Source organism: Streptomyces sp. NPDC107528 (assembly GCF_055639295.1).
Map to the genome: position 1 here is coordinate 676,430 of NZ_JBVKAV010000004.1, position 21,927 is coordinate 698,356.

Consider the following 21,927-nt stretch of genomic DNA (forward strand, 5'->3'; position numbering starts at 1 on the left):
TGACCTGGGCGACATCGGAGGGCGCCCCTTGGTTGGTCGTACGGCTGCCCGTGACCCCGGCCCTCTCCGTGAAGTTGCCTTCCGAGATGGGCACACATGGGCCCGTACCCCGATCTGTTCGACCAGTGCCGCGTGGTCCGGGTCGGCGGCGAACTGGACCTGACGACCACGCCGGCCTTCGCGCGTGACCTGGAGGACGCCGACACGGCACCGGCCGGCTGTTTCTGATCGTTGACCTGAGCGAGGTGACGTTCATGGACGGCAGCAGCGGTTCCCGCGGTACGCCAGTGTCCAGGGCGCCTGGCAGGGCGTACCCGCGGACCGTGCGGCGGCGGACCGGCCCGTGCGATGTACGGCGGAGCCGCTGTGGTGCCACCCCGCGCTGAGCGGGCGGTTCGAGCACCGGCTGTGCCTTCGTGGGCCTTCGTGGCGTGCTGTGGAAGGAATGTGGTCTGGTGGACTCACTGGAACAGGAACAACCGCGTTCGTTCGGAAAGCGGCATCGCGTTGACACGGGTCGGCGCCGGACGTGACGTGCGGCAGGGCGCAGTGCCATGCCGCTCCGGAAATCCGGCACGACGCAAGGAAGCGGCACTTGATGATGTACGACCAGAATCGCGCCCGACAGCCCGCAGACCAGCCCCGCGGCGCGGGAAGCCGCGGCCCCGGCCCGGCCCCGCTGTTCCCGTCGGCCGAGCGTGACAAGATCGCCCAGCGTCTCGGACGGGCCCTCAACACCTTCCCCGACACTCCGCTCCAGTCGCTGGAGGAGGCCGAAGGCGCCTTCGACGATGCCACAGCTCAGCTCATGGCCGTCCTCGCCGAACAGCGGCGTACCCTCCGCGCGGGCTGGCAGGACCACGATCCCGAAACGCAGTCCGCCGAACTCCACCTCGCGTTGAGGCAGTACCGGGAGGTCATCCAACGACTGCTCCGCCTCTGACCATGGGTGAGCGGACGCCGTCGCAGCGCCCGAGTCGACTTCGGTCGGGTCGGGCGCTGCCTCGTTGTGAGGTTCGCGTGTGACCAGGCGGTCGCTCCCGGGTGCGTCGAGGAAGACGCCGAACTGCTGAGGGCTGGGCGATGGCGGAGTTCTGTGCCGCGCAAGGGCCGTGCCTCCCGAACCTCCGGCGTCCCGCCAGTCCCTGCCGTCTCACAGGAATGTCACAGCCTGCTCCGAAACGTCCGCCATGGCGCTTGGCGGGTTTGTGCCAGGCGAAAATCTCCCCGCCCTGAACTATCAACAGAAATCGGTCCCTTGAGGGAAGCTGGGCGATCATCCGGGATCACATTCCGGACCGCGGCGGTCGAAGGTGCTCGATCCGGCCGCCGACGTCTACGTTCCTTCAGCACCAGGGATCACGATGCCCCCCACCCCCCACTCGGCCCCGATATCGGGCGCGAAACGCGCCGCCCGTATCGCCGTGGCCGCAGGCCTCGTCGCCGCGCTCTCCGCGGCGGGCCCCATACCCCTCGCCCTTGCCGCGGACGGCTCCACCGCCACCGCGGCCGACCCCGGCGTGAAGTCCGCTCATGACAAGCTCGGTGCGGACGACGCCGACCTCCTCGCCGAGGCCAAGGCGCAGCGCGACAAGACCGTCACCATGATGATCGCCACCGCGCCCGGGCAGACCGAGAAGGTCGCCGCGGAGCTGGACGCGGTCAAGGGCGGCTCCGTGGGCCGTACCTACGACAAGCTCGGCTATGTACGGGCCACCGTGCCGACCGGCAGGGCGGACTCGGCCATCGCGTCCGCCGCGCAGCTCTCCTCCGTGCAGGCCATCGACCTGCGGGACGAGATACCCCTGGAGGAGCCGGGCCTCGACAGCGGCGCCAAGTCGGCCGCCTCCGCGGCCACTTACCCCGGCCCCGACAAGAACACCCCCGCGAAGAACCCGTACAACCCGTCCTTCGAGACGGGCGCCGTCGACTTCGTGAAGAAGAACCCGAAGGCGGACGGCCGTGGCGTCACCATCGGCGTCCTCGACTCCGGCGTCGACCTCGCGAGCCCCGCGCTGCAGAAGACGACGACCGGTGAGCGCAAGATCGTCGACTGGGTGACCGCAACCGACCCGATCGTCGACGGTGACGGCACCTGGCGGGCGATGACCACCTCCGTCTCCGGGCCGTCCTTCACCTTCGGCGGCAAGAGCTGGACGGCGCCCGAAGGGGCGTACCAGGTCAGCACCTTCCGCGAGGACGTCACCGAGCAGGGCAAGGCCGCGGACGGTGACGCCGACGGCGACGTCAACCGCGACGGCGACACGACCGACGACTGGGGCGTCCTGTACGACGCCAAGGCCGGCAAGGTCACCGTCGACGTGAACGACAACGGCGACTTCACCGACGACACCCCGATGAAGCCGTACAAGGACGGCCACCAGGTCGGCCGCTTCGGCACCGACGACCCGGCCACCGGCATCGCCGAGAGCCAGGACTTCGTCGTGGAGGTCCGCAAGGACGTCCCGATGGACCCGCTGGGCGGCGACTGGGCCGGCAAGAAGGCCGACTTCGTCAACATCGGCCTCACCGCCGGCGCGCACGGCAGCCACGTGGCCGGCATCACCGCCGCCAACGGCCTGCTCGGCGGCAGGATGGACGGCCAGGCCCCCGGCGCGAAGATTGTGTCCTCCCGGGCCTGCATCTTCGGCCCCGGCTGCTCCAGCGTCGCGCTCACCGAGGGCATGATCGACCTCGTCGCCAACCGTGGCGTCGACGTCGTCAACATGTCCATCGGCGGGCTGCCCCCGCTGAACGACGGCAACAACGCGCGTGCCGAGCTCTACACGCGGCTCATCGACACCTACGGCGTGCAGCTCGTCCTCTCTGCGGGCAACTCCGGCCCCGGCGCCAACACCATCGGCGACCCCGGCCTCGCCGACAAGGTCATCTCGGTCGGCGCCGGCGTCTCCAAGGAGACCTTCGCCGCCAACTACGGCACCGGGGTGCGCACCAAGTACCAGCTGTTCAACTTCTCCTCGCGCGGCCCGCGTGAGGACGGCGGCTTCACCCCGACCGTCGTGGCCCCCGGCGCCGCGGTGAGCACGATCCCGGCCTGGATGCCGGGCGCGCCCATCGCCGAGGCGGGCTGGAAGCTCCCGGCCGGCTACGCCATGTACAACGGCACGTCGATGGCGTCCCCGCAGGCGGCGGGCGCGTCCGCGCTGTTGCTGTCGGCCGCGAAGCAGAAGGGCATCAAGCTGACGCCCGAGAAGCTGCGCACGGCCCTGACCTCGACCGCCCACCACATCGAGGGACTCCAGGCATACGAGGAGGGCGCCGGCCGCATCGACGTCGCCGATGCCTGGAAGGCGGTCAAGGCGGGCGCCACCGCCCACGACTACGCCGTGCAGGCCCCCGTCGACACCGCGCTCGACCAGGCGCTGAAGACGCCGGGCTCCGGCACGGGTCTGTACGACCGCGAGGGCGGCCTGAAGGCCGGCAAGAAGAAGACGTACGACGTCACCGTCACCCGTACGTCCGGCCCCGCCGGCTCCCTCCCGCACACCCTGCGCCTGGCCAACAACAAGGCCCGCACCTTCTCGATCCTCGGCCCGAAGGTCGTCGACCTGCCGCTGAACAGGCCGGTGAGGGTCAAGGTGCAGGCCGCGCCGAAGAACGCGGGCATCAAGAGCGCGATCCTGGAGGCCGACGACCCGAGGACGGTCGGCGTCGACAAGCAGGTCCTCACCACCGTCGTCGTCTCCACGCCGGCCAAGTACACGTTCACCGCCTCGGGTTCGGTGCAGCGCAACAACTTCAGGTCGTACTTCGTGACCGTCCCGGAGGGCACGGAGTCGCTGGAGATCACGCTCGGCGGGCTGAAGCAGGGCAGCCGGACGTTCTTCACCGCCATCAATCCCTACGGCGTTCCCGCCGCGGACAACAGCCCGGACACCAAGGACCTCCCCGAGTCCGCCGAGCCGGTGCCCGGCGTCTGGGAGATCGTGGTCGACTCGCGCCGTACGTCGGCGCTGCTGGACAACCCGTTCAAGCTGAACGCCGCCGTCTACGGCGCCTCCTTCGACCCGGAGTCCGTGACCGTGCCGGAGGCCGAGGTCGGTTCCCCGGTCGCCGCCTCCTGGACGGTGACCAACAAGCTGGAGGCCGTCGAGGGCAACCTCAAGGGCGGCGCGCTCGGCTCGTCGAAGACCGCGCGGCCGACCATCAAGGGCGGTGAGACGCACACCAGCACCATCGAGGTGCCCGAGGGCACGACCTCGCTGGACGTCTCCATCGGCAAGGTCTCCGACCTGGGCGCCGACCTCGACCTGTCGGTGTACGACGCCCAGGGCAAGCTCGTCGGCCAGTCCGCGGACGGCGACGCCGAGGAGGCCGTCTCCGTCGCCGACCCGGCCACCGGCAAGTACACCGTCGAGGTGTCCGGCTTCGAGGTGCCGTCCGGCTCGACCGCGTACGACTACCGGGACGCGTACTTCTCCTCCGCGCTCGGCTCGGTCAAGGTCGACGAGTCGGCGCCGGTGAAGCTCGGCACGGGTGACTCGGCGAAGGCGGCGGCGACCGTCACCGTCGCACGGGCCGTGCCGGAGGGCCGTCAGCTGTTCGGTGAGGTGCGGCTGGTCAACACGCGCGGGACGACCGCGGGTGTCGGCGGGGTGACGATCGAGAAGGTCACGCCGTAGTCGTCGGCACAACGACTGAGGGGCGGGCGTCCGAGAGACCGGGCGCCCGCCCCTTCTTGTTGCCGTTCGCTCAGCCCGCGCTGAGCTTCGCGAGGTCGCCCAGCGGGAGCGTGTGCTGGGTCTGGAGGACCTTCGCGCGCAGGTAGCGGACGTTGTCCGGGGTGGCGAAGACGCCGGTCGGGACGCGGCCCTGGACCTTGATGCCGAGGGCGCGCAACTGGTCGGCCTTGTCGGGGTTGTTGGAGAGCAGGTCCAGTTCGTCGATGCCGAGGGCGGTGAGCATCTGGGCGGCGGCCGTGTAGTCGCGGGCGTCCTCCGGGAGGCCGAGCGCGGCGTTCGCGGCGTAGGTGTCGAGGCCCTGGTCCTGGAGGGCGTACGCGTCGAGCTTGTTGTAGAGCCCGATGCCGCGGCCCTCCTGGCGCAGGTACAGCAACACCCCGCCGCGCTCGGCGATGCGCTCGACGGCCTCGCGCAGCTGGGGGCCGCAGTCGCAGCGGGCCGAGCCGAAGACGTCGCCGGTCAGGCACTCGGAGTGCAGACGGACCAGGGGAGTGCTGCCGGGGGCGGGGTCGCCGAGGACGACGGCCACGTGTTCCAGGCCGTCGGTCAGGCCGTGGAAGGTGATGAGTTCGGCGTCGACGCCGTAGCCGTCCTGGAAGCGCAGCGGAACCCGGACGCGGGCGCGCTGGGTGGCGGCGGCGGTGAAGTCGGGCATGCGGGTTCTCCGGGTTCCGTGCGGGGGCCAGCTGCTTCAGATTTGAAGCAGAACCTCGATACAGGACCCTATCCCATGCTTTAAATTTGAAGCAATGAGTTACCTGTGGCGTACGTCACGAACATGGCTTGCTGGACCGTCGCCGCCACGGCACGTCCTCCGCGGTGGCGTGCGCGGTGTCGCCCTGGAAGCCCCCGGCCACCGCCGTGAAGATCTCCTCCAGCTGCCCGACCTGCTCCGGGGTCAGCCGGTCGAAGAGCAGCGCCCGTACGGTCTCCACATGGCCCGGGGCCGCCCGCTCCAGGACGCGCATCCCCTCCTCGGTCAGGGCCGCGATGCTGCCGCGCTTGTCCCAGCGGCAGTCCTCGCGCCGCACCAGCCCGTCCTTCTCCAGGCGCGTCACGGCGTACGTCAGCCGGCTGCGGGTGATCTTCAGGCCCTCCGCCAGGTCGGTCATGCGCAGCCGCCGCTCCGGAGCCTCGGACAGGGTGGCGAGGATGGAGTAATACAGATGGGGCATGCCGGCTTCCTGCTGGAGCTGCCGGTCCAGCGCGTCCTCCACGAGGGCGGCGGAGGCGATGTAGGCGCGCCAGGCGCGCTGCTCCTCGGGGGTGAGCCAGCGAGTCGTCATGCGACCAGTGTAGGTTTGTTTCAAACTTGAACCAAGCGGAGCGTGCCGATGCCGTCGTACCCCTACGTCCTGCTGTCCGCCGCGGTCTCGCTGGACGGCTACCTCGACGACACCACCCCCGAGCGCCTGCTGCTCTCCGGCCCGGCCGACTTCGACCGGGTCGACGAGGTACGGGCGTCCGTGGACGCGATCCTGATCGGCGCCGGCACGATCCGCGCGGACAACCCGCGGCTGCTGGTGAACTCGGCCGAGCGGCGGGCCGCGCGGGTGGCGGCCGGGAAACCGGAGTTTCCGCTCAAGGTCACGGTCAGCGCGTCCGGCGAGCTCGACCCGACGGCGAACTTCTGGCACACCGGCGGCGAGAAGATCGTCTACACGACGGAGAAGGGCGCGGCGCGCCTGCGCCGCGCGCCGGTCGCGGCGGACGTGGTCGCGCTCGGCGCCGACCTGGACTGGCGGGGCCTGCTGCGGCACCTGCGCGAGGTGCGCGGCGTCGAGCGGCTGATGGTCGAGGGGGGCGGCACCATTCACACGCAGCTCCTTCAGCAGGGGCTGGCGGACGAGGTGCAGCTGGTGCTGGCGCCCCTGTTCGTGGGCGACCCGGACGCGCCCCGGCTGTTCGGGCCCGGCGGCTACCAGGGCGGTCGGCTGCGGCTGGTCGAGACGCGGCAGATCGAGGACGTCGTGCTGATGCGCTACGAGCCGACGGCGCCCGGCGCGGGTGTCCTGCCGTCCGCCGCGGACCGGAGCTGGCTGGCGGTGGCCTGCGATCTGGCCGCGCAGTGCCCGCCGTCGGAGACGGCCTTCAGCGTCGGGGCGGTCGTGGTGGCGGCCGACGGCACGGAGCTGGCGCGGGGGCACTCGCGGGAGGGCGGCGATCCCGTGGTGCATGCGGAGGAGGCTGCGCTGGCGAAGATCGCGGCGGGGGACCCTCGGGTGACTTACGCCACGGTCTACACGAGCCTGGAGCCCTGCACACATCGGGCGTCCCGGCCGGTTCCCTGTGCGCGGTTGATCCTCGATGCGGGGGTGCGGCGGGTGGTGACGGCCTGGCGGGAGCCGGACACCTTCGTGGCGGGGGCCGACGGGAGCGGGCTGCTGGCGGGGGAGGGAGCGGATGTCGTGGTCCTGCCGGAATACGAGGGGCGGGCCAAGGCTCCGAATGGGCATCTGCTGCCCTGACCGCCCCGCCCGACGGGTGCGGAAAACACCGTTCAGGGCGGGGCCGGGGAAACGCGTGTGCATCTTGTCCTGCGGATGGCGTACTATTGAGTCATCGCCGCGGGGTGGAGCAGCTCGGTAGCTCGCTGGGCTCATAACCCAGAGGTCGCAGGTTCAAATCCTGTCCCCGCTACTGATGACTCAGGGTCGGAACTGATCAGTTCCGGCCCTGAGTGTTTTCCCCCCGACCGCGCCGCTCGTCCGGTCGGCCCTCACCACTCGCCCCGCGCTCCCGCATCGGCAACCCTGGTGAGGTGGAGCAACGGCGGATCTCGTACGCACGCCGGTTCGTCCGGCTGCTCCCCGCCCTGCTGATCGCGGCCGGATGCGTGTACGACTCCGTCACGCCCACGGACTTCACCGGCGCCCCCTTCTTCACCGCCGCACCCCTGGTCGCCGCCCCGCTCTACTCACAGCGCGGCACCGTACTCACGGGCATCGTGGCCGTCACCGCCCTGCTCGTGCTGCGCATCGTGCGCGGCGGCCTGCCCCGGGCCGGGGCGATCACGGAACTGGTCACCGTGGTCACCGTCTCCGTCCTCGCCGTCCTCATCAACATCCTCGTCCGCCGCAGCGACGAACGCCTCGCCTCCGCCCGCGAGATCGCCGAGGCCGCCCAGCGCGCCGTACTGCCCCAGCCCGCCGAGCGGATCGGCGGCTTCCAGATCGCGGCACGGTACGAGGCGGCGCAGGAGGGCGCGTCCATCGGCGGCGACCTGTACGCCGTGCAGGACAGCCCGCACGGCCTGCGGGTCGTCGTGGGGGACGTACGCGGCAAGGGCATCGGGGCGGTGGGCGCGGTCGCCGTGGTCATCGGGGCCTTCCGGGAGGCCGCCGAGCAGGAGGCCACGCTGGAGGCGGTGGCACTGCGCCTGGAGCGGGCGCTGGCCCGCGAGCGCGACCGGCGCGAGTGGGCCGAGTCCGACGAGGGGTTCACCACCGTCGTGCTCGCCGAGCTGCCGCACGGCAGCGGGATCGTGCGCCTCGTCAACCGCGGGCATCCCTCGCCCCTGTTGCTGCACGCCGACGGCACCGTGCGCGCGCTGCCCGCCGCCGAGCCCGCACTGCCGCTCGGCATGCGGGACCTGGGCGTCTGGCCCGACCGGGCCCAGGAGGCCGACTGCCCGAGCGGGGCCACGCTGCTCCTGTACACCGACGGCCTGAGCGAGGCACGGGACGCCGGCGACCGCTTCTACGACCCCGAGGCGGGACTCGCGGGGCGCGCCAACGCCCGCCGCGAGCCGGCCGCGCTGCTCGGCGTCCTCGCGACGGAGGTGCGGCGGCACTCGGGGGGCGGGATGGCGGACGACATGGCCCTCATCGCCGTACGGCGGCCGTGATGTCACCGGCCGTGACCGGGTGATCCCCCTCCGCATAACAACTGACATACCGTCAATACCCGTGTGACGCCTGAGGTCTGGCCAACTCGCCCGATTTAGGCCGCTCATGACCCGTAAGTCCGGGCGAAAATCGTTAATGATCAAGTGGAACAGCTTGGAATCAGCACCCCGGGTCTATTAACGTTCGATAACGCAGCGCGGTCGTCCCAGCCGTCACAAGAGTCGGCTCCGTGCGCACGCGCCGAATCTCGAAAGGGAACCGGGGAACCACCACCTTGGGGTGAATCGCGCAAATACCACCGTGAACTCACGGGCGGTATACGCGCGTAGGAGACCTTCCTGCTCCGAACCCGTCAGCTAACCCGGTAGGCGAGAAGGAAGGAAAGGAGTACGCCCACGTGGCGTCCAACCGGCCTGCCCCGCAAGCCCCGTTCGTGCCGAGTCAGCGCAATACCGACACCTTCGGCTACGACCGCGACCGCACCGACGAGGGCCCCTTCGAGGAGTGGAACCCCACCGCGGAGTCCCTTCGTCCCGTACGCGGCAGGCATCGCGTCTCCAAGCAGCGCGGCGGGGGACTCGCCCGCAGCTCCACGGTCCTCGGCGTCGGTGTCATAGCCGCCGTCGGCGCGGGCGGCATGGCCAGCGCGAACAGCGGCAAGCCGCCGGTCGCCATCACCATGCCGGACCTGCCCCTGATCTCGGACGACTCCTCCGACCCCGCCGAGGACGCGGCCACCGCGCTCAGCACCATGGGCGAGACCTCCGAGGACACCGCGCAGGGCGGTTCCGACGCCGGTGAGGCGCTGCGGAGCCGGATCATCGCGCAGGCCGAGTTCCAGCAGGACCAGATCGACAGCAAGGCCGCCGCAGCCGCGGTCGCCGCCGCCGAGAAGGAGGCCGCCGACGCGGCCGCCAAGGCGGAGAAGGAAGCCAAGGCCAAGGCCGCCGCCGCGAAGGCCGAGGCCGAGGAGGAGGCCCGCAAGAAGGCCGAGGCCGAGCGACTCGCCGAGCTGGCCAAGCAGTACACACTGCCGACCTCCTCGTACACCCTCACCTCGACCTTCGGGCAGGCCGGCGCCTACTGGTCCTCCGGCTACCACACGGGCCTCGACTTCGCCGCGCCCACCGGGACGCTGATCAAGGCCGTGCACAGCGGCACGATCACGTTCGCCGGCTGGGACGGCTCGTACGGCTACAAGACCGAGCTCACCCTCGACGACGGCACCGAGGTCTGGTTCGCGCACCAGTCCTCGATCAGCGTGAGCGTCGGCCAGAAGGTCAACACCGGTGACGTCATCGGCCGCGTCGGCGCCACGGGCAACGTGACCGGCGCCCACCTGCACCTCGAGGTGCACCCCGGCGGCAGCTCCAGCGGCATCGACCCGCTGGCGTGGCTGCGCGGCAAGGGGCTCACGCCCTGAAGTCCTGACGGCCCGTGCGCCTGTTGAGGCTCGGCCACTTCTGAACCCCGGCTTCCTGCTCCGATCCTCGGCAGTCCTGACGGCGTCCCCCCGACGTCAGGCCTGCCGGTATCCGCAGCGCCGGGGTTCGCCTGTTTACGGGAACTTTGCGGCCCTTCCGGAAGATCGGCCTCCATCACGGACGTTGATGTCGAGCATGACTTCTCTACGCAAGCTCGGCTCCTCCGACCTCGAGGTCTTCCCGCTCTGCCTCGGTGGCAACGTCTTCGGCTGGACCGCCGACGAGCCCCAGTCCTTCGCCGTCCTCGACGCGTACACCGAGGCGGGCGGCAACTTCATCGACACGGCCGACTCGTACTCGGCGTGGGTCGAGGGCAACGTGGGCGGCGAGTCCGAGACCGTCATCGGCAACTGGCTGAAGGCGCGCGGCAACCGGGCGGACATCGTGATCGCCACGAAGGTCAGCCAGCATCCCGACTTCCAGGGCCTCACCGCCGCCAACATCAAGGCGGCCGCAAACGCCTCCCTGCGTCGCCTCGGCACCGACCACATCGACCTCTACTACACCCACTTCGACAAGCCGGAAGTGCCGGTCGAGGAGATCGTCGGCGCGCTGGACGAGCTGGTGAAGGCGGGCAAGGTGCGCGACATCGCCGCCTCCAACATCTCGGCGACGCGGCTGGAGGCGTCCCTCGCCTTCTCCGACCGCGAAGGCCTGGCTCGCTATGTCGCCCTCCAGCCCCACTACAACCTGGTCTCCCGCGACACCTACGAGGGCGAACTCCAGAACCTCGCCGAACGGCAGGGCCTGGCGGCGGTCCCGTACTTCGCCCTGGCGGCCGGGTTCCTCACGGGCAAGTACCGCGCCGGTACGGCCGTGGACAGTCCCCGTGCCCAGGGCGCCGGCAAGCACGCGGAGACGGAGCGGGGCCGCAGGGTGCTGGCGGTGCTGGACGAGATCGCGTCCGCCCACGAGGTACCCGTGGCCGCGGTGGCCTTGTCCTGGCTCGCGGCCCAGCCGACGGTCACGGCCCCGATCGCCTCGGCACGGACGCCGGAGCAGCTGCCGGCGCTGCTGGGGGTGGCGGAGCTGACGTTGACGGAGGGGGAACTGGGGAGGCTCACGGCGGCGTCGGCATGATCCTCCCGCCGCCCCACGGTCACGTCCGATAGGGGTTGTACGCGGGGTAGGGCGCCGCCGCCCCGTATCCCGCGTACCCGCTCCCGTACGGCTGCCAGTGACCGGGCGGCGCCCCGTACCCATGAGCCGGCGGCCAGACCCGCGCCGCGGCCACCGCGTGCTCCAGTGCCGGCCGTGCGACCTCCCGGCGTCGCCACAGCTCGTGCAGCAACTCGTGTTCCCGTACGACGAAGTCGGCGCCGGCCCGCCCGCGGCGTCCCCGGTGCCGTAGGAACGCCAACGACGTGGCGTAGGCCTCGTACTGCGCCACGGCCCGCGCCGCCGTCCGCCCGCCGTGGCGGCGCGCGTACTGCCGGGCCACCCGCCGGTCCCGCATCGAGCCCAGTGCGTACGGCTCGCTCGGCGACAGCCACCCGGTGACGACATAGGCGGGCAGCTCCTCGCGCACGGTCCTCAGCTCGCGCTGCCGGGTCCAGATCACCAGCCAGGTGAGCAGCCCGAACGTGGGCACCATGAAGGCCGCGTACACCGCGAAGAACCCGAACTCGCCGAAGGACGACGAGCCGTTCCACAGGGCGTGCATGCCCATGGCGAGCAGCAGCCCGGAGAGGGGGAGGAGGACGCGCCGCGCGTGCTGCCGCTCGCCGGAGAGTGCGGCGATGCCGAAGCCGATGCCGGTCAGGACGGTGAAGAGCGGGTGCGCGAAGGGCGACATGATCACGCGGACGAAGAAGGTCGCCGCGGTGACGGAGGCGATGCCGCCGTCGCCGGAGAGCTGGTCGGTACCGAAGGCCGTACCGAGGTAGAGGATGTTCTCGGTGAAGGCGAAACCGGTGGCGGTGACGCCGGCTATCACCACGCCGTCGACGATGCCGGTGAAGTCCCGCCTGCGGAAGAGGAAGACCAGCAGGACGGCCGCGGCCTTCGCGATCTCCTCCACCACGGGCGCTATGACGGTCGCGCCGAGGGTGTCCGCGTGCGACGGATCGGCCGTCGCGGTCGCTATCCATCGGGTCGCGAAGCTGTTGGCGACGATCGCTATCAGCGCCGCCGCGCAGGCGCCCCAGGCGAAGGAGAACAGCAGATTGCGCCACGGGCCCGGCTCGACGCGATCCAGCCACCGGAACGCGGCGACCAGCAGCGGCACGGGCAGGACGGCCAGACCGAGCCCGACCAGGAACCCCTCGGTGCCGGTCTGCTCACGCACCAGCGCGAGGATGACCAGCCCGGAGAGCGCGAGCAGGGTGCTGAGCGCGCCGTAACGCACCCATCGCTTCTGCCACCAGTGCGCGTGCCGCAGTGCGCCGCCGGTGGGACCGGTGGGGTGCGTCGGATACGGGGGGCAGGTGGCCACGGCATGGACCCTAACGAGGCAGGGGCGCCGCCCGCAGCAGCGCGAGGGGGGCTCGGGCGCCGGTGGGGTTTGCTGTCGATGGTCTGGTCGGTGCTGGTGCTGGTGCTGGTGGTGATACTTGTGCTGGTGTCAGTGCTGTGCTTTCCGCTGCTCCTACCGCTGTACGCGGCGGAAGAGCAGGTCGTTCACCACATGACCCTTGTCCAGTCCCTGGCCCTCGAAACGGGTCAGCGGCCGGAACTCCGGACGGGGCGAGAAACCGCCGTCTGCCTGTGTGTTCTCGAAGTCGGGGTGCGCGGTCAGCACTTCGAGCATCTGTTCGGCGTACGGCTCCCAGTCGGTCGCGCAGTGCACCAGCGCGCCGGGCTTCAGCCGGGTCGCGGCGAGGCTGAGGAACTCGGGCTGGATCAGCCGCCGCTTGTGGTGCCGCTTCTTGGGCCAGGGGTCGGGGAAATAGACGCGCAGGCCGTTGAGCGAGTCCGGGGCGAGCATCTCGCGGAGCAGGATGATGGCGTCGCCGTTGCCGACGCGGACGTTGTTCAGGCCGTTGTGGTCGGCGAGGTTGAGGAGGTTGCCCTGCCCCGGGGTGTGGACGTCGACGGCGAGGATGTTGGTGCCGGGGTCGGCGCCGGCCATCTGCCCGGTCGCCTCCCCCATCCCGAAGCCGATCTCCAGCACGACGGGGTTGTCGTTCCCGAACAGCTCGGCGAGGTCGACGACACACTGCCCGTCGATGTCGAGCCCCCACTTCGGCCACAGCCGCTGCAACGCGTCCGCCTGCCCCGCGGTCACCCTGCTCCGCCGCGGCTGAAAACTCCGGATCCGCCGCTCGAAGTGCGACCCGGCGGGGTCGGCCTTCGGCCCGTCCGGGAACCGGGGTTCCCCCTTGGCCCGGGTGTGCCGAACGGAGACACCGGGATGATGACCGACGTGCTCGCCGGGGGCCTCGGACTGATGCGGGGTGCCGGGCTGGGGGGCTTCGGGGGCGTTGAGGGAGTCAGACACAGTGGGAACGATTTTACGGGGAGGCGGAGACGTTCCCGCCCGTCCGGCGTCTGAGGACGAGGCCCGTTCAGGGCCGAAGCGGGGGTCTGGGGGTCTGGGGGGCGGCAGCCCCAGGTACGGGACGGGTAGGGGCGGCGGGGGCGAGACGGGGGCGAGACGGGGGCGAGCCGGGCGCGAGCCGGGCGCGAGACGGGGGCGAGACGGGGGCGAGCCGGGCGCGAGCCGGGCGCGAGCCGGGGGCGAGATCACCCCGCCCCAGAACCAGCGGAGCGCCCCAGTACCACCAACGCCCGCCGAGCCACTTCCCGCCCGATCGGCAGCGAAGCCGTCGCCGCAGGACTCGGCGCATTCAGCACATGCACGGCCCGATCCCCTTCCCGGATCAGGAAGTCGTCCACCAGCGCCCCGTCCCGCAGCACCGCCTGCGCCCGCACCCCCGCCGCAGCCGGCACCAGATCATCCGCAGTCACCGCGGGCAACAGCCTCCGCACCGCCTGAGTGAACGCCGCCCGCGACACCGACCGCCGCAGCTCCCCGGCCCCGTACCGCCAGTGCCGCCGCGCCATCCGCCACACCCCGGGCCACGCCACCGTCGCCCCGACCTCCCGCGGCCGGACGACCCCCCATCCGTAGCCCTCGCGGGCCAGCGCCGGCACCGCGTTGGGCCCGATGTGCACATCCCCGTCGATCCCGCGCGTCAGGTGTACCCCGAGGAACGGAAACGCCGGATCCGGCACCGGATACACCAGCCCCCGCACCAGCTCGGGCCGCGCCAGCGAGTAGTACTCCCCCCGGAACGGCACGATCTGCACGCCGGGCTCGTCCCCCGTCATCCGGGCCACCTCGTCGCAGTACAGCCCGGCGCAGTTCACCAGCACCCGCCCCCGCACGACGTCCCCGCGCGTGGTCCGCACGGCGACCCCGAGGTCCGCCCGCCGGTCGATGCGCTCGACCTCCGCGCCGTACCGGATCTCCGCCCCGGACGCCTCGGCCAGCTGCCGCGCGACCCCGACGAAGTCGCAGACGCCCGTCGTCCCGACGTGTATGGCCGCGAGCCCTCGCACCTCCGGCTCGTACTCGGCGATCTGCGCGACGCCCAGCTCCCGTACCGGAATGCCGTTCTCCCGGCCGCGCTGCACCAGTGCGTGCAGGCGTGGCAGCTCCGCCCGCTCGGTCGCGACGATCAGCTTGCCGGTGACGGCGTGCGCGACGCCGTACTCCGCGCAGAACTTGACCATCTCGGCGGCACCCCGCACCGCGTACCGCGCCTTCAGCGACCCCGGACGGTAGTAGATCCCGCTGTGGATGACCCCGCTGTTGCGGCCCGTCTGGTGCCGGGCCGGACCCGGCTCCTTCTCCAGCACGGTCACCCGCGTCCCCGGCGCGGCACGCGTGATCGCGAACGCCGTGGCCAGCCCGACGATCCCACCGCCGACCACGAGCACGTCACAGTCGTAAGCGATCGCCCGCACCTGCTCCACCTCCCGGTTTCGATAATGCACTGCGCCACTGACAACGCACTCAAACCCGGGGGACCGACGCGGCCCGACCCGGGTGAGGGGCTCGCGCACCTCGGCGTGGCGATTTCGAGGGGGAACCTTTGGCAAGGGCGGGAAATCCGGCCACCGACCAGCCGTGATTCAGCCACGGAAAGTTCATGCGCCGCTTCGACGATGCGGCAGTCATCCGGTCTGCCGCTTCGGTGCGATGCAGCGGCACTGAACGAAACGGCCCCGCCATGAGACGCCTCGCCACGAGACGCCCCGCCATGAGACGCCCCGCCATGAGACGTGCATCCCTGAGAGGCACACCCCTGAGAGGCACACCCCTGAGAGGCACACCCCTGAGAGGCACATCCATGAGATGCCTCCCCCCGGCCCTGGCCCTCGGCCTTGCCGCCCTTCTGGTCGCCACCCCGGCCGGCGCCGACACGGGCACCGCCAAGAACGCCGGCACCCGGGACAGCTACGGCACCAAGGCGACGTACGCCCCCGGCCAGAACCCCCGCAGCTACCAGCGGCCCCCCGCCGGCTACACGCCCGTGTTCACGGAGAACGTCTCCCGGCACGGCTCCCGTTCCGCGACCGACGGCGAGGACGCAGACCTGGTGCTCACGCTGTGGCGGAAGGCCGAGGCCGTGGGCGCGCTCACCGCGAAGGGCAAGCAGTTCGGGCCCAAGGTGCAGGCGCTGCAGGAGGCCATGAGCACCGTGGGCTACGGAGACCTCAGCGGACGCGGCAAGCGGGAGATCCAGGACACGGCCGTACGGATGGAGCAGCGGCTGCCGGGGCTGTTCAAGCAGATCGCCGGCGCCAAGGAGAAGATCGACGTCGTCAGCTCGGGGCAGGGACGTGCCGTCGACAGCGCGAACCTGTACGCCGCCGCGCTCGCCGGCACGGACTCCGCCCTGAAGCCGCTGATCGGCTCGACCCGCACGGACGTCGACCTCCTGTACTTCCACAAGGCGGCCGGCGGTGCGGCCTACCGGGACTACATCGCGAACGACCAGCGGCTCGCGAGCACCCTGAAGTCGCTCACCGACCGGCCCACCACCCACCGCGCCGCCCGGGACGTACTGAAGAAGCTCTTCAAGGGCGCCTTCGTCGACCAGCTCTCCGACGACGACCGGGTGGCTGCCGCGACGGCCGTCTACAACCTGTACGCCATCGCGCCCGCCATGAGCGACGAGAGCCCCGGCGCCAAGGGCTGGGGCATGGAGCGGTTCATCTCCAAGGGGGACGCGGCCTGGTTCGGGTACCTGAGCGACGTGGAGGACTTCTACGAGAAGGGCCCCGGCTTCGTCGGCAGCGACATCACCTACAAGATGGCGGACGTCCTGCTCGACGACTTCTTCAAGCAGGTCGAGGCCAAGCGCGCCGGCACCAGTGAGCTGGGCGCAGAGCTGCGCTTCACCCACGCCGAGGAGATCATCCCGCTGGCCGCTCTGATGGGCCTGCCCGGCAGCACGAAGGGCGTGACGGCCGAGCGGCCGTACACCTACGCCGACAACGCCTGGCGGGGTGCGGCCGTGGCGCCGCTCGGTTCGAACGTCCAGTGGGACGTCTTCCGCAAGGGCGGCACCTACCTGGTGCGGATGCTCTACAACGAGAAGGAGACCGCGTTCAAGGCCGGTTGCCGCCCCATCGCCGAGGGCAGCACCTTCTACAAGCTCGACGAGCTGGAGCGCTGCTTCGGGCGCACGAACGGCGCCTCGTAACGCCTGCCGTCCGGACCGCACGGCGGCGCGGCGGCTCAGCCTTGCCGCGCCCCGCGCACGCGCGCGTGCCGGAGATCCCCGGCCAGGGTCTGTTGCGGAAGTGGCCTCTGCCGCGACGCGTGGCCGCCCTGCGGGCGACGAGGCCACTTTCGCAACAGGCCCTAGGCCGGCGCCATGAGCAGCGGCCGCGCCCGCTCCCGCAGCTCGACGACCCGCGGCTCGTCGCCGTACGGCTCCAGGCGGTGCAGCAGGTCCTTCACGTACTCGGTGGTACGCGCGGACGATATCCGCCCCGCGACCTCCACCGCCCGTACGCCTTGCTCGCACGCCGCGTCGAGATTGCCCGACTCCAGTTCGGCGACCGCCGAGACGACGAGCCGCAGTCCGTGCGAGCGCACGAACTCCTCCGTCGGCTTCGACAGCGCCTGTTCCGTGAACCGCCGTACCTGACGCGGTGCCTTCAGGTCCCGGTAGCACTCGGCGGCGTCCGCGGCGAACCGGTCGTAGGAGTAGAACCCGAGCCATGACGGGTCGTTGTCCCCCTCCCGGGACCGCTCCAGCCAGCCCTCCGACGCCTTCAGGGCCGCGCCGGCGGCCTGCGCGTCACTTGCGCGCGCGTGTGCGCGTGCCTCGACGAGGCGGAAGAAGCTCATGGTGCGGGCCGTGGCGAGCCCTCGGTTGCGTTCCAGCGCGGCCTGGGCGAGGTCGACGCCCTCGTCGCCGAAGCCCCGGTAGGTCGCCTGGAGCGACATCGACGCCAGGACGTACCCGCCGAGGGGCACGTCGGCGGCCGCGCGGGCGAGCCGCAGGGCCTGGATGTAGTACCGCTGGGCGGCCTCCTGCTGTCCCGTGTCGAAGGCCATCCACCCGGCGAGGCGGGTGAGTTCGGCACTCGCCCCGAACAGGGCACGGCCCACCTCGTCGGAGTACGAGCCGAGCAGCAGCGGCGCCGCCTCCACCCGTAAGCACTCGGGCACCATGGACGAACGCCAGTCGCCGCCTCCGTACTTGGAGTCCCAGCGCCTGGCGTCCTCGGCGGCCTCCCGCAGCTTCTGCACATCGCTGTGGCCGACTTTGAGCGGTGCGCCGGAGCTCTCGGACGGAAGCACCTCGCGCGCCACCGAAGTGTCGGCCGGGGTTATCAGCCAACGTGAGGCGGGCGTTGCGTACGCGCTTACTGCGAACGATCCGGCCAGCGACTGCCAGATGCCGCCGGTGCCGGCCCGGCGTCCGGCGAGATCGAGACGGTAGAGCTCCGTCGCCGACTTCACCGCCTGTCCGACGTCCCGGGGGAAGGCGAGGCCCACCTCGGGCGCGGGGTCCGCGTCCGCCAGGCCGATCTCGTGGAGCGGCACCGGGCGGCCCAGCTTCTGGCCGATTGCGGCGGCGATGAGATGCGGCGCGGCACCCTGCGGCACCATGCCCTTCGACACCCAGCGCGCCACCGATGTCTTGTCATAGCGAAGAGTCAGGCCCCGCTGAGCGCCAAGGTCGTTGACGCGTCGAGCGAGTCCTGCGTTGCTGATTCCCGCGAGGGCGAGAACGGCGCCGAGCTTTTCGTTCGGCCCGCGTTGCTCCCTGGACATGCGCCACCCCTCGACACAGACGGCTGCCGCGCTGGCATAACCATGCGGCATTCGTAAACCCAGCGTAGTTCGCCGCATCCCAAGCGTTAAGGGGCATTCTTCCGGATGGCGGGATTGTGGTCCGTACTCAAGTGCGCACCCCCTACGCACAGTTGTGACGTGCTCCCGGTGTGTGGCTGTGCGCCCGTCCGTGCGCTCTTCTCCAGCCACCTGGGGAGCGGTTCCATGGCTTCTGCGTGGGTCGGCCCGCTGTACTGGATCCAGTGGGCTGGGGGATTCCGCCGCCTACATCCCCGCGGGCGGCGGAACGGTCCGGGGGGCGCACTCCGTTCCCCGGACTGCGCGCACGACGAGTACGCCGAGTAGTGCGCAGGACTTGCACGGAGCGTGCGCGAGCCTGTCCTTACGGCGCCGATTTGGCCGAAAAGCGACCCCGCCTCTCGCGGGTGATTACCGCTCCGACCACGGGAGTTGAGGGCGCGAAGGGCGTTTTTGGGGAGCGTATCGGGGGCGCATTCGCGTCGCAGGAGTTGTCCGGGAGTTGTCTCGGACGTCCTGCCCAGTCGCCCGATCGCCTTGCTCCGCCCGGGCGTTCGGGCTGGGGCCCGGCGCGTTCGTGGCGGCGCCGGGGCGCCCCCACGGGCGCAATTCCGCGATCTCGAGCGGCTCCGCCGCCGCTCCGGCGCGCCTCCTTCATGGCAGCATGGTGAACCGGTTCGTACGGTGCACTGGTTGTCCACAGCCTGTGGAGGCGGCGATGCGGTGGTTGGTGGGATGGAGCAGCACCACCGCGGTGGCCGCCGGGATGGGCTCCGCGGGGGCGACCGGGATGGGTTCCGCGGGTGCCACCGGAAGCGACGGCGAGACTGTGCACCCGGTCGGATCCCAGCTCCTGTGGGGCGACCCCGATCCCCTGTGGGCGGTCGGCGACTGGCGTCCCGACGAGGTGCGCGTGGTGAAGGCCGACCCACAGACCCGGATCGCGGTACTGGGCACCTGCGGGGCGAGTGACGAACAGCTGCGCCTCGGTCTGTTCGCCGCACGCGGAGGGGCACTTCGGCACCTGACGGCCTGGTCCGGCAGCTACACGGCCGTCGTACAGGTCGGCCGCAGGGTCATGGTGTGCGGCGACCTGGCGGGCGCACGGCCGGTGTTCTACACCCCCTGGGCCGGCGGTACGGCCTATGCGACCGCCGCGCTCCCCCTCGCCGACCTCATCGAGGCCAACCTCGACTTCGGACACCTCGCCGCGCTGCTGGCCGCCCCCGACGTACCGGCGGCCCTGCACGACTCCACCCCGTACGACGGCGTGCGGCGCATTCCACCGGGGCATGCGCTGATCCTGCGCACCGGAGCGCGCGAGATCGCCGGGTACGAGCAGGTCGCCTCGCTGGCGGTGGCGGCGCCGACGGCCGACCCAGACAGCGCGGTCGACGCCGTACGCGACGCCCTGGTGGAGGCTGTACGCGCGCGTCTGTCCGCGCCCCGCCACGTCCCCGGCGCCGACATAGACCCAGGACCGGTACCGGGGATGGGCCCGGCCGAGCGGCGTGCCGCGCGCGGGATGCCGGTTCCGGGCATCGGCGCCGACCTGTCCGGCGGTCCGGCCTCAGGCACCCTGGCGCTGCTGGCCGCCGGACTGCCCGGCATGCCGGGCACGGTCCTCGGCCACGGCACGGGCGCGGGGGAACGCCTCCTGGCGGTCACCTTCAACGACCTCGCGGTCGGCGGCCGTGAGGCCGAGCTGGAACGGGCGGGGACGCTGGCGGCCAACCCGCGCCTGCACCACGTGGTGGTGGCCGGCGGCGAGGAGACATTGCCGTACGCCGACCTGGACGGCCCGCTGACGGACGAGCCCGGCCCGAGCCTGGTGACGGCCGCGCGGCACCGCGCGCGCCTCGCCTCCGGCAGCGCCGACCACTTCACCGGCTACGGCGCCCGCCAGGTCCTGGACGCCCACCCGGCCCGCCTCGCGGACCTCCTGATGGACCGCAAGCGGCGCCACCTGGTCCGCCCGGTCGCGGCGCTGGCGAAGGCGGACGGCTCGGTGCTGGTCCCCGCGCGCGTGTACGGCGCGGCGCGCAAGCTGGCCCGCACGCCGTACCGCACGGGCGTGGAGACCCTGGCCGCCCGTTTGATGGACCGCCGCTTCGACGAACCCGGAGGTGCCGTAGGGGCGTCGCTCGCCGCGCTCACCTGGGCCAGACCGGGCCCGGCGGCACGCTGGCTGACGGGCGAGGCCCTGGCTGAAGTATCGGTTCGCCTGCAAGCGGCGACGAGCCGCAACGGCGTGGGCCCCGGCCAACGCCCCGGCGACTACCGCGCCCGTGCGGCACTGGCCCGCCACTCGGCCGACCTGCGCGTCCTCGAACAAGCCGCCGAGATCCGCTTCCAACGCCTGCACGCCCCGTTCCTCGACAACCAGGTCGTCCGCGCATGCCGGGCCCTCCCGGAGGCCCTGCGCGTCCAGCCCGGCGCCCGCGCAGCGATCCTGCGTACGGTCCTGGAGGGCGCCGGCGTGGCCGACCTCCCACCCGGCTGGGGCGCCCCGTCCCACGCGTCGGCGGCCGTGGCCGCAAGGACAGGCCTACGGGTATCGGCCGACTCCCTGATGACCCTGTTCGGCACCCCCCTACTGGCCCAGGCGGGCCTGGTGGAGGCCCGAGTGGTCCGCAAGGCCCTCCGCGCCGCCGCCGAGGGCGAGCCACTACCCCTGGACGGCCTGGCGGACCTGGTCTCCCTGGAGCTATGGCTACGCCGCCTGCTGGCCCGCCGAGGCACCTGCTGGACGGGAACACCGGCCCGGCAACGGGCGGTACCGGAGGGGATCAAGCCGCAGCGGGGGGCGTTGGGGGCGGGGGCGGGGGTTCGGCCGGTTTAGGGGCGAGGGGGTGCGGGGGGCGAGGGCGCGCGTGGGGGGCGAGGGGGCGCGGCGGAGCTTTGAGCGGCTCGCTCTTGGTGGCGGGTCAGGTGTCTCAGCGTGTCTGGTGTTCGAGGGCGCGGCTGCGTCGTCGCTGGCTCCCACTCGCCGGTAGGGGGCTGCGCACGGGCGCGGGCGGTCCCTCTCGGCACCGGCCCAGGCACTTCAGACCGTCCGGCGTTTGAGGACGAGGCTGCACATCCCCAACCCCCGCCCACCCGCAGGGGGCTGCGCATACACGCGGACGGTCCCTCGCAGCACCGGCCCACGCATTCCAGCCCGCCCGGCATTTGAGGACGAGGCTGCACCATCCCCCGCCCCCACCCACCCGCAGGGGCTACGCACGCGGACGGTCCCTCTCGGCACCGGCCCAGGCATTCCAGCCCGTCCGGCGTTCGAGGGCGAGGCTGCACCATCCCCAACCCCCGCCCACCCGCATTGGGCTACGCATGCACGCAGACGGTCCCTCGCAGCACCGGCCCACGCATTCCAGCCCGCCCGGCATTTGAGGACGAGGCTGCACCATCCCCAGCCCCCACCCACCAGCAGGGGGCTGCGCACGCGCGCGGACGGTCTCTCTCAGCGCCGGCCCAGGCACTTCAGCCCGTCCGGCGTTTGAGGACGAGGCCCGTTCAGGGCCGACACAGGGGGTCTGGGGGCGGCTGCCCCCAGGGGCCGGGGTCGAAGGGGCTGAGCCCCTTCAAGGACGGGACGGTAGGGGCGGCGGGGG

Annotated in this window: 15 protein-coding genes, 1 tRNA gene and 1 riboswitch; of the genes, 10 read left to right on the forward strand and 6 right to left on the reverse strand. The window is 71.7% G+C overall.

Annotated elements, in window-relative coordinates:
• Positions 1-96: 96 nt before the first annotated feature.
• The 3 genes from ACZ7L5_RS16845 to ACZ7L5_RS16855 all read left to right on the forward strand — a co-directional run bounded on the left by ACZ7L5_RS16845 (position 97) and on the right by ACZ7L5_RS16855 (position 4,643).
• Complete coding sequence (locus ACZ7L5_RS16845; RefSeq protein ID WP_471517307.1) at positions 97-228, forward strand: hypothetical protein; 132 nt, start codon at positions 97-99, stop codon at positions 226-228.
• Between the two features lie 370 nt (positions 229-598).
• Positions 599-943, forward strand: coding sequence for a hypothetical protein (locus ACZ7L5_RS16850; RefSeq protein WP_471517308.1), 345 nt, complete (start codon positions 599-601; stop codon positions 941-943).
• Between the two features lie 421 nt (positions 944-1,364).
• Complete coding sequence (locus tag ACZ7L5_RS16855; protein ID WP_471517309.1) at positions 1,365-4,643, forward strand: S8 family serine peptidase; 3,279 nt, start codon at positions 1,365-1,367, stop codon at positions 4,641-4,643.
• Positions 4,644-4,713: 70 nt separating this feature from the next.
• Here the strand turns inward: ACZ7L5_RS16855 and ACZ7L5_RS16860 are convergent, their stop codons facing one another.
• Positions 4,714-5,358 (reverse strand): GTP cyclohydrolase II, encoded by a 645-nt coding sequence (locus tag ACZ7L5_RS16860; protein ID WP_471517310.1) that lies wholly within the window; start codon positions 5,356-5,358, stop codon positions 4,714-4,716.
• A gap of 115 nt (positions 5,359-5,473) precedes the next feature.
• Entirely contained in the window at positions 5,474-5,989 is a 516-nt protein-coding gene (locus ACZ7L5_RS16865) for a MarR family winged helix-turn-helix transcriptional regulator (RefSeq protein WP_471517311.1), read from the reverse strand.
• A 48-nt stretch (positions 5,990-6,037) separates the two neighbouring features.
• On the opposite strand from ACZ7L5_RS16865, the gene ACZ7L5_RS16870 reads away from it, so the two are divergent.
• From ACZ7L5_RS16870 to ACZ7L5_RS16890, 5 genes are all read left to right on the forward strand, one after another.
• A complete protein-coding gene (locus ACZ7L5_RS16870; protein WP_471517312.1) occupies positions 6,038-7,171 on the forward strand; it encodes a dihydrofolate reductase family protein in 1,134 nt (377 codons plus the stop codon).
• Between the two features lie 98 nt (positions 7,172-7,269).
• Positions 7,270-7,343 (forward strand) — tRNA-Met (locus ACZ7L5_RS16875).
• Positions 7,344-7,446: 103 nt separating this feature from the next.
• Positions 7,447-8,550 (forward strand): PP2C family protein-serine/threonine phosphatase, encoded by a 1,104-nt coding sequence (locus ACZ7L5_RS16880; RefSeq protein WP_471517374.1) that lies wholly within the window; start codon positions 7,447-7,449, stop codon positions 8,548-8,550.
• Positions 8,551-8,779: 229 nt separating this feature from the next.
• Positions 8,780-8,937, forward strand: a riboswitch (cyclic di-AMP (ydaO/yuaA leader).
• 11 nt (positions 8,938-8,948) lie between these two features.
• Positions 8,949-9,974, forward strand: coding sequence for a M23 family metallopeptidase (locus tag ACZ7L5_RS16885; RefSeq protein WP_471517313.1), 1,026 nt, complete (start codon positions 8,949-8,951; stop codon positions 9,972-9,974).
• 196 nt (positions 9,975-10,170) lie between these two features.
• Positions 10,171-11,115 (forward strand): aldo/keto reductase, encoded by a 945-nt coding sequence (locus ACZ7L5_RS16890; RefSeq protein WP_471517315.1) that lies wholly within the window; start codon positions 10,171-10,173, stop codon positions 11,113-11,115.
• A 19-nt stretch (positions 11,116-11,134) separates the two neighbouring features.
• On the opposite strand, the gene ACZ7L5_RS16895 is transcribed toward ACZ7L5_RS16890, so the two are convergent.
• The 3 genes from ACZ7L5_RS16895 to lhgO form a co-directional block, all read right to left on the reverse strand.
• Positions 11,135-12,469 carry a PrsW family intramembrane metalloprotease gene (locus ACZ7L5_RS16895; RefSeq protein ID WP_471517316.1) on the reverse strand — a complete coding sequence of 445 codons (1,335 nt, stop codon included), beginning with the start codon at positions 12,467-12,469 and terminating at the stop codon, positions 11,135-11,137.
• Between the two features lie 153 nt (positions 12,470-12,622).
• Positions 12,623-13,474: a tRNA (guanosine(46)-N7)-methyltransferase TrmB gene (gene trmB / locus ACZ7L5_RS16900; protein ID WP_471517318.1), complete on the reverse strand. Its 852-nt coding sequence runs from the start codon at positions 13,472-13,474 to the stop codon at positions 12,623-12,625.
• A gap of 245 nt (positions 13,475-13,719) precedes the next feature.
• Positions 13,720-14,946, reverse strand: coding sequence for an L-2-hydroxyglutarate oxidase (lhgO, locus tag ACZ7L5_RS16905; protein WP_471517320.1), 1,227 nt, complete (start codon positions 14,944-14,946; stop codon positions 13,720-13,722).
• Between the two features lie 386 nt (positions 14,947-15,332).
• On the opposite strand from lhgO, the gene ACZ7L5_RS16910 reads away from it, so the two are divergent.
• Positions 15,333-16,691, forward strand: a complete 1,359-nt coding sequence (locus tag ACZ7L5_RS16910) for a histidine-type phosphatase (RefSeq protein ID WP_471517322.1) — start codon at positions 15,333-15,335, stop codon at positions 16,689-16,691.
• A gap of 161 nt (positions 16,692-16,852) precedes the next feature.
• Here the strand turns inward: ACZ7L5_RS16910 and ACZ7L5_RS16915 are convergent, their stop codons facing one another.
• Positions 16,853-18,277: an MFS transporter gene (locus ACZ7L5_RS16915; RefSeq protein ID WP_471517324.1), complete on the reverse strand. Its 1,425-nt coding sequence runs from the start codon at positions 18,275-18,277 to the stop codon at positions 16,853-16,855.
• A gap of 757 nt (positions 18,278-19,034) precedes the next feature.
• Here ACZ7L5_RS16915 and ACZ7L5_RS16920 point away from each other — a divergent pair.
• Positions 19,035-21,158, forward strand: coding sequence for an asparagine synthase-related protein (locus ACZ7L5_RS16920; RefSeq protein ID WP_328880709.1), 2,124 nt, complete (start codon positions 19,035-19,037; stop codon positions 21,156-21,158).
• Positions 21,159-21,927 lie beyond the last annotated feature (769 nt).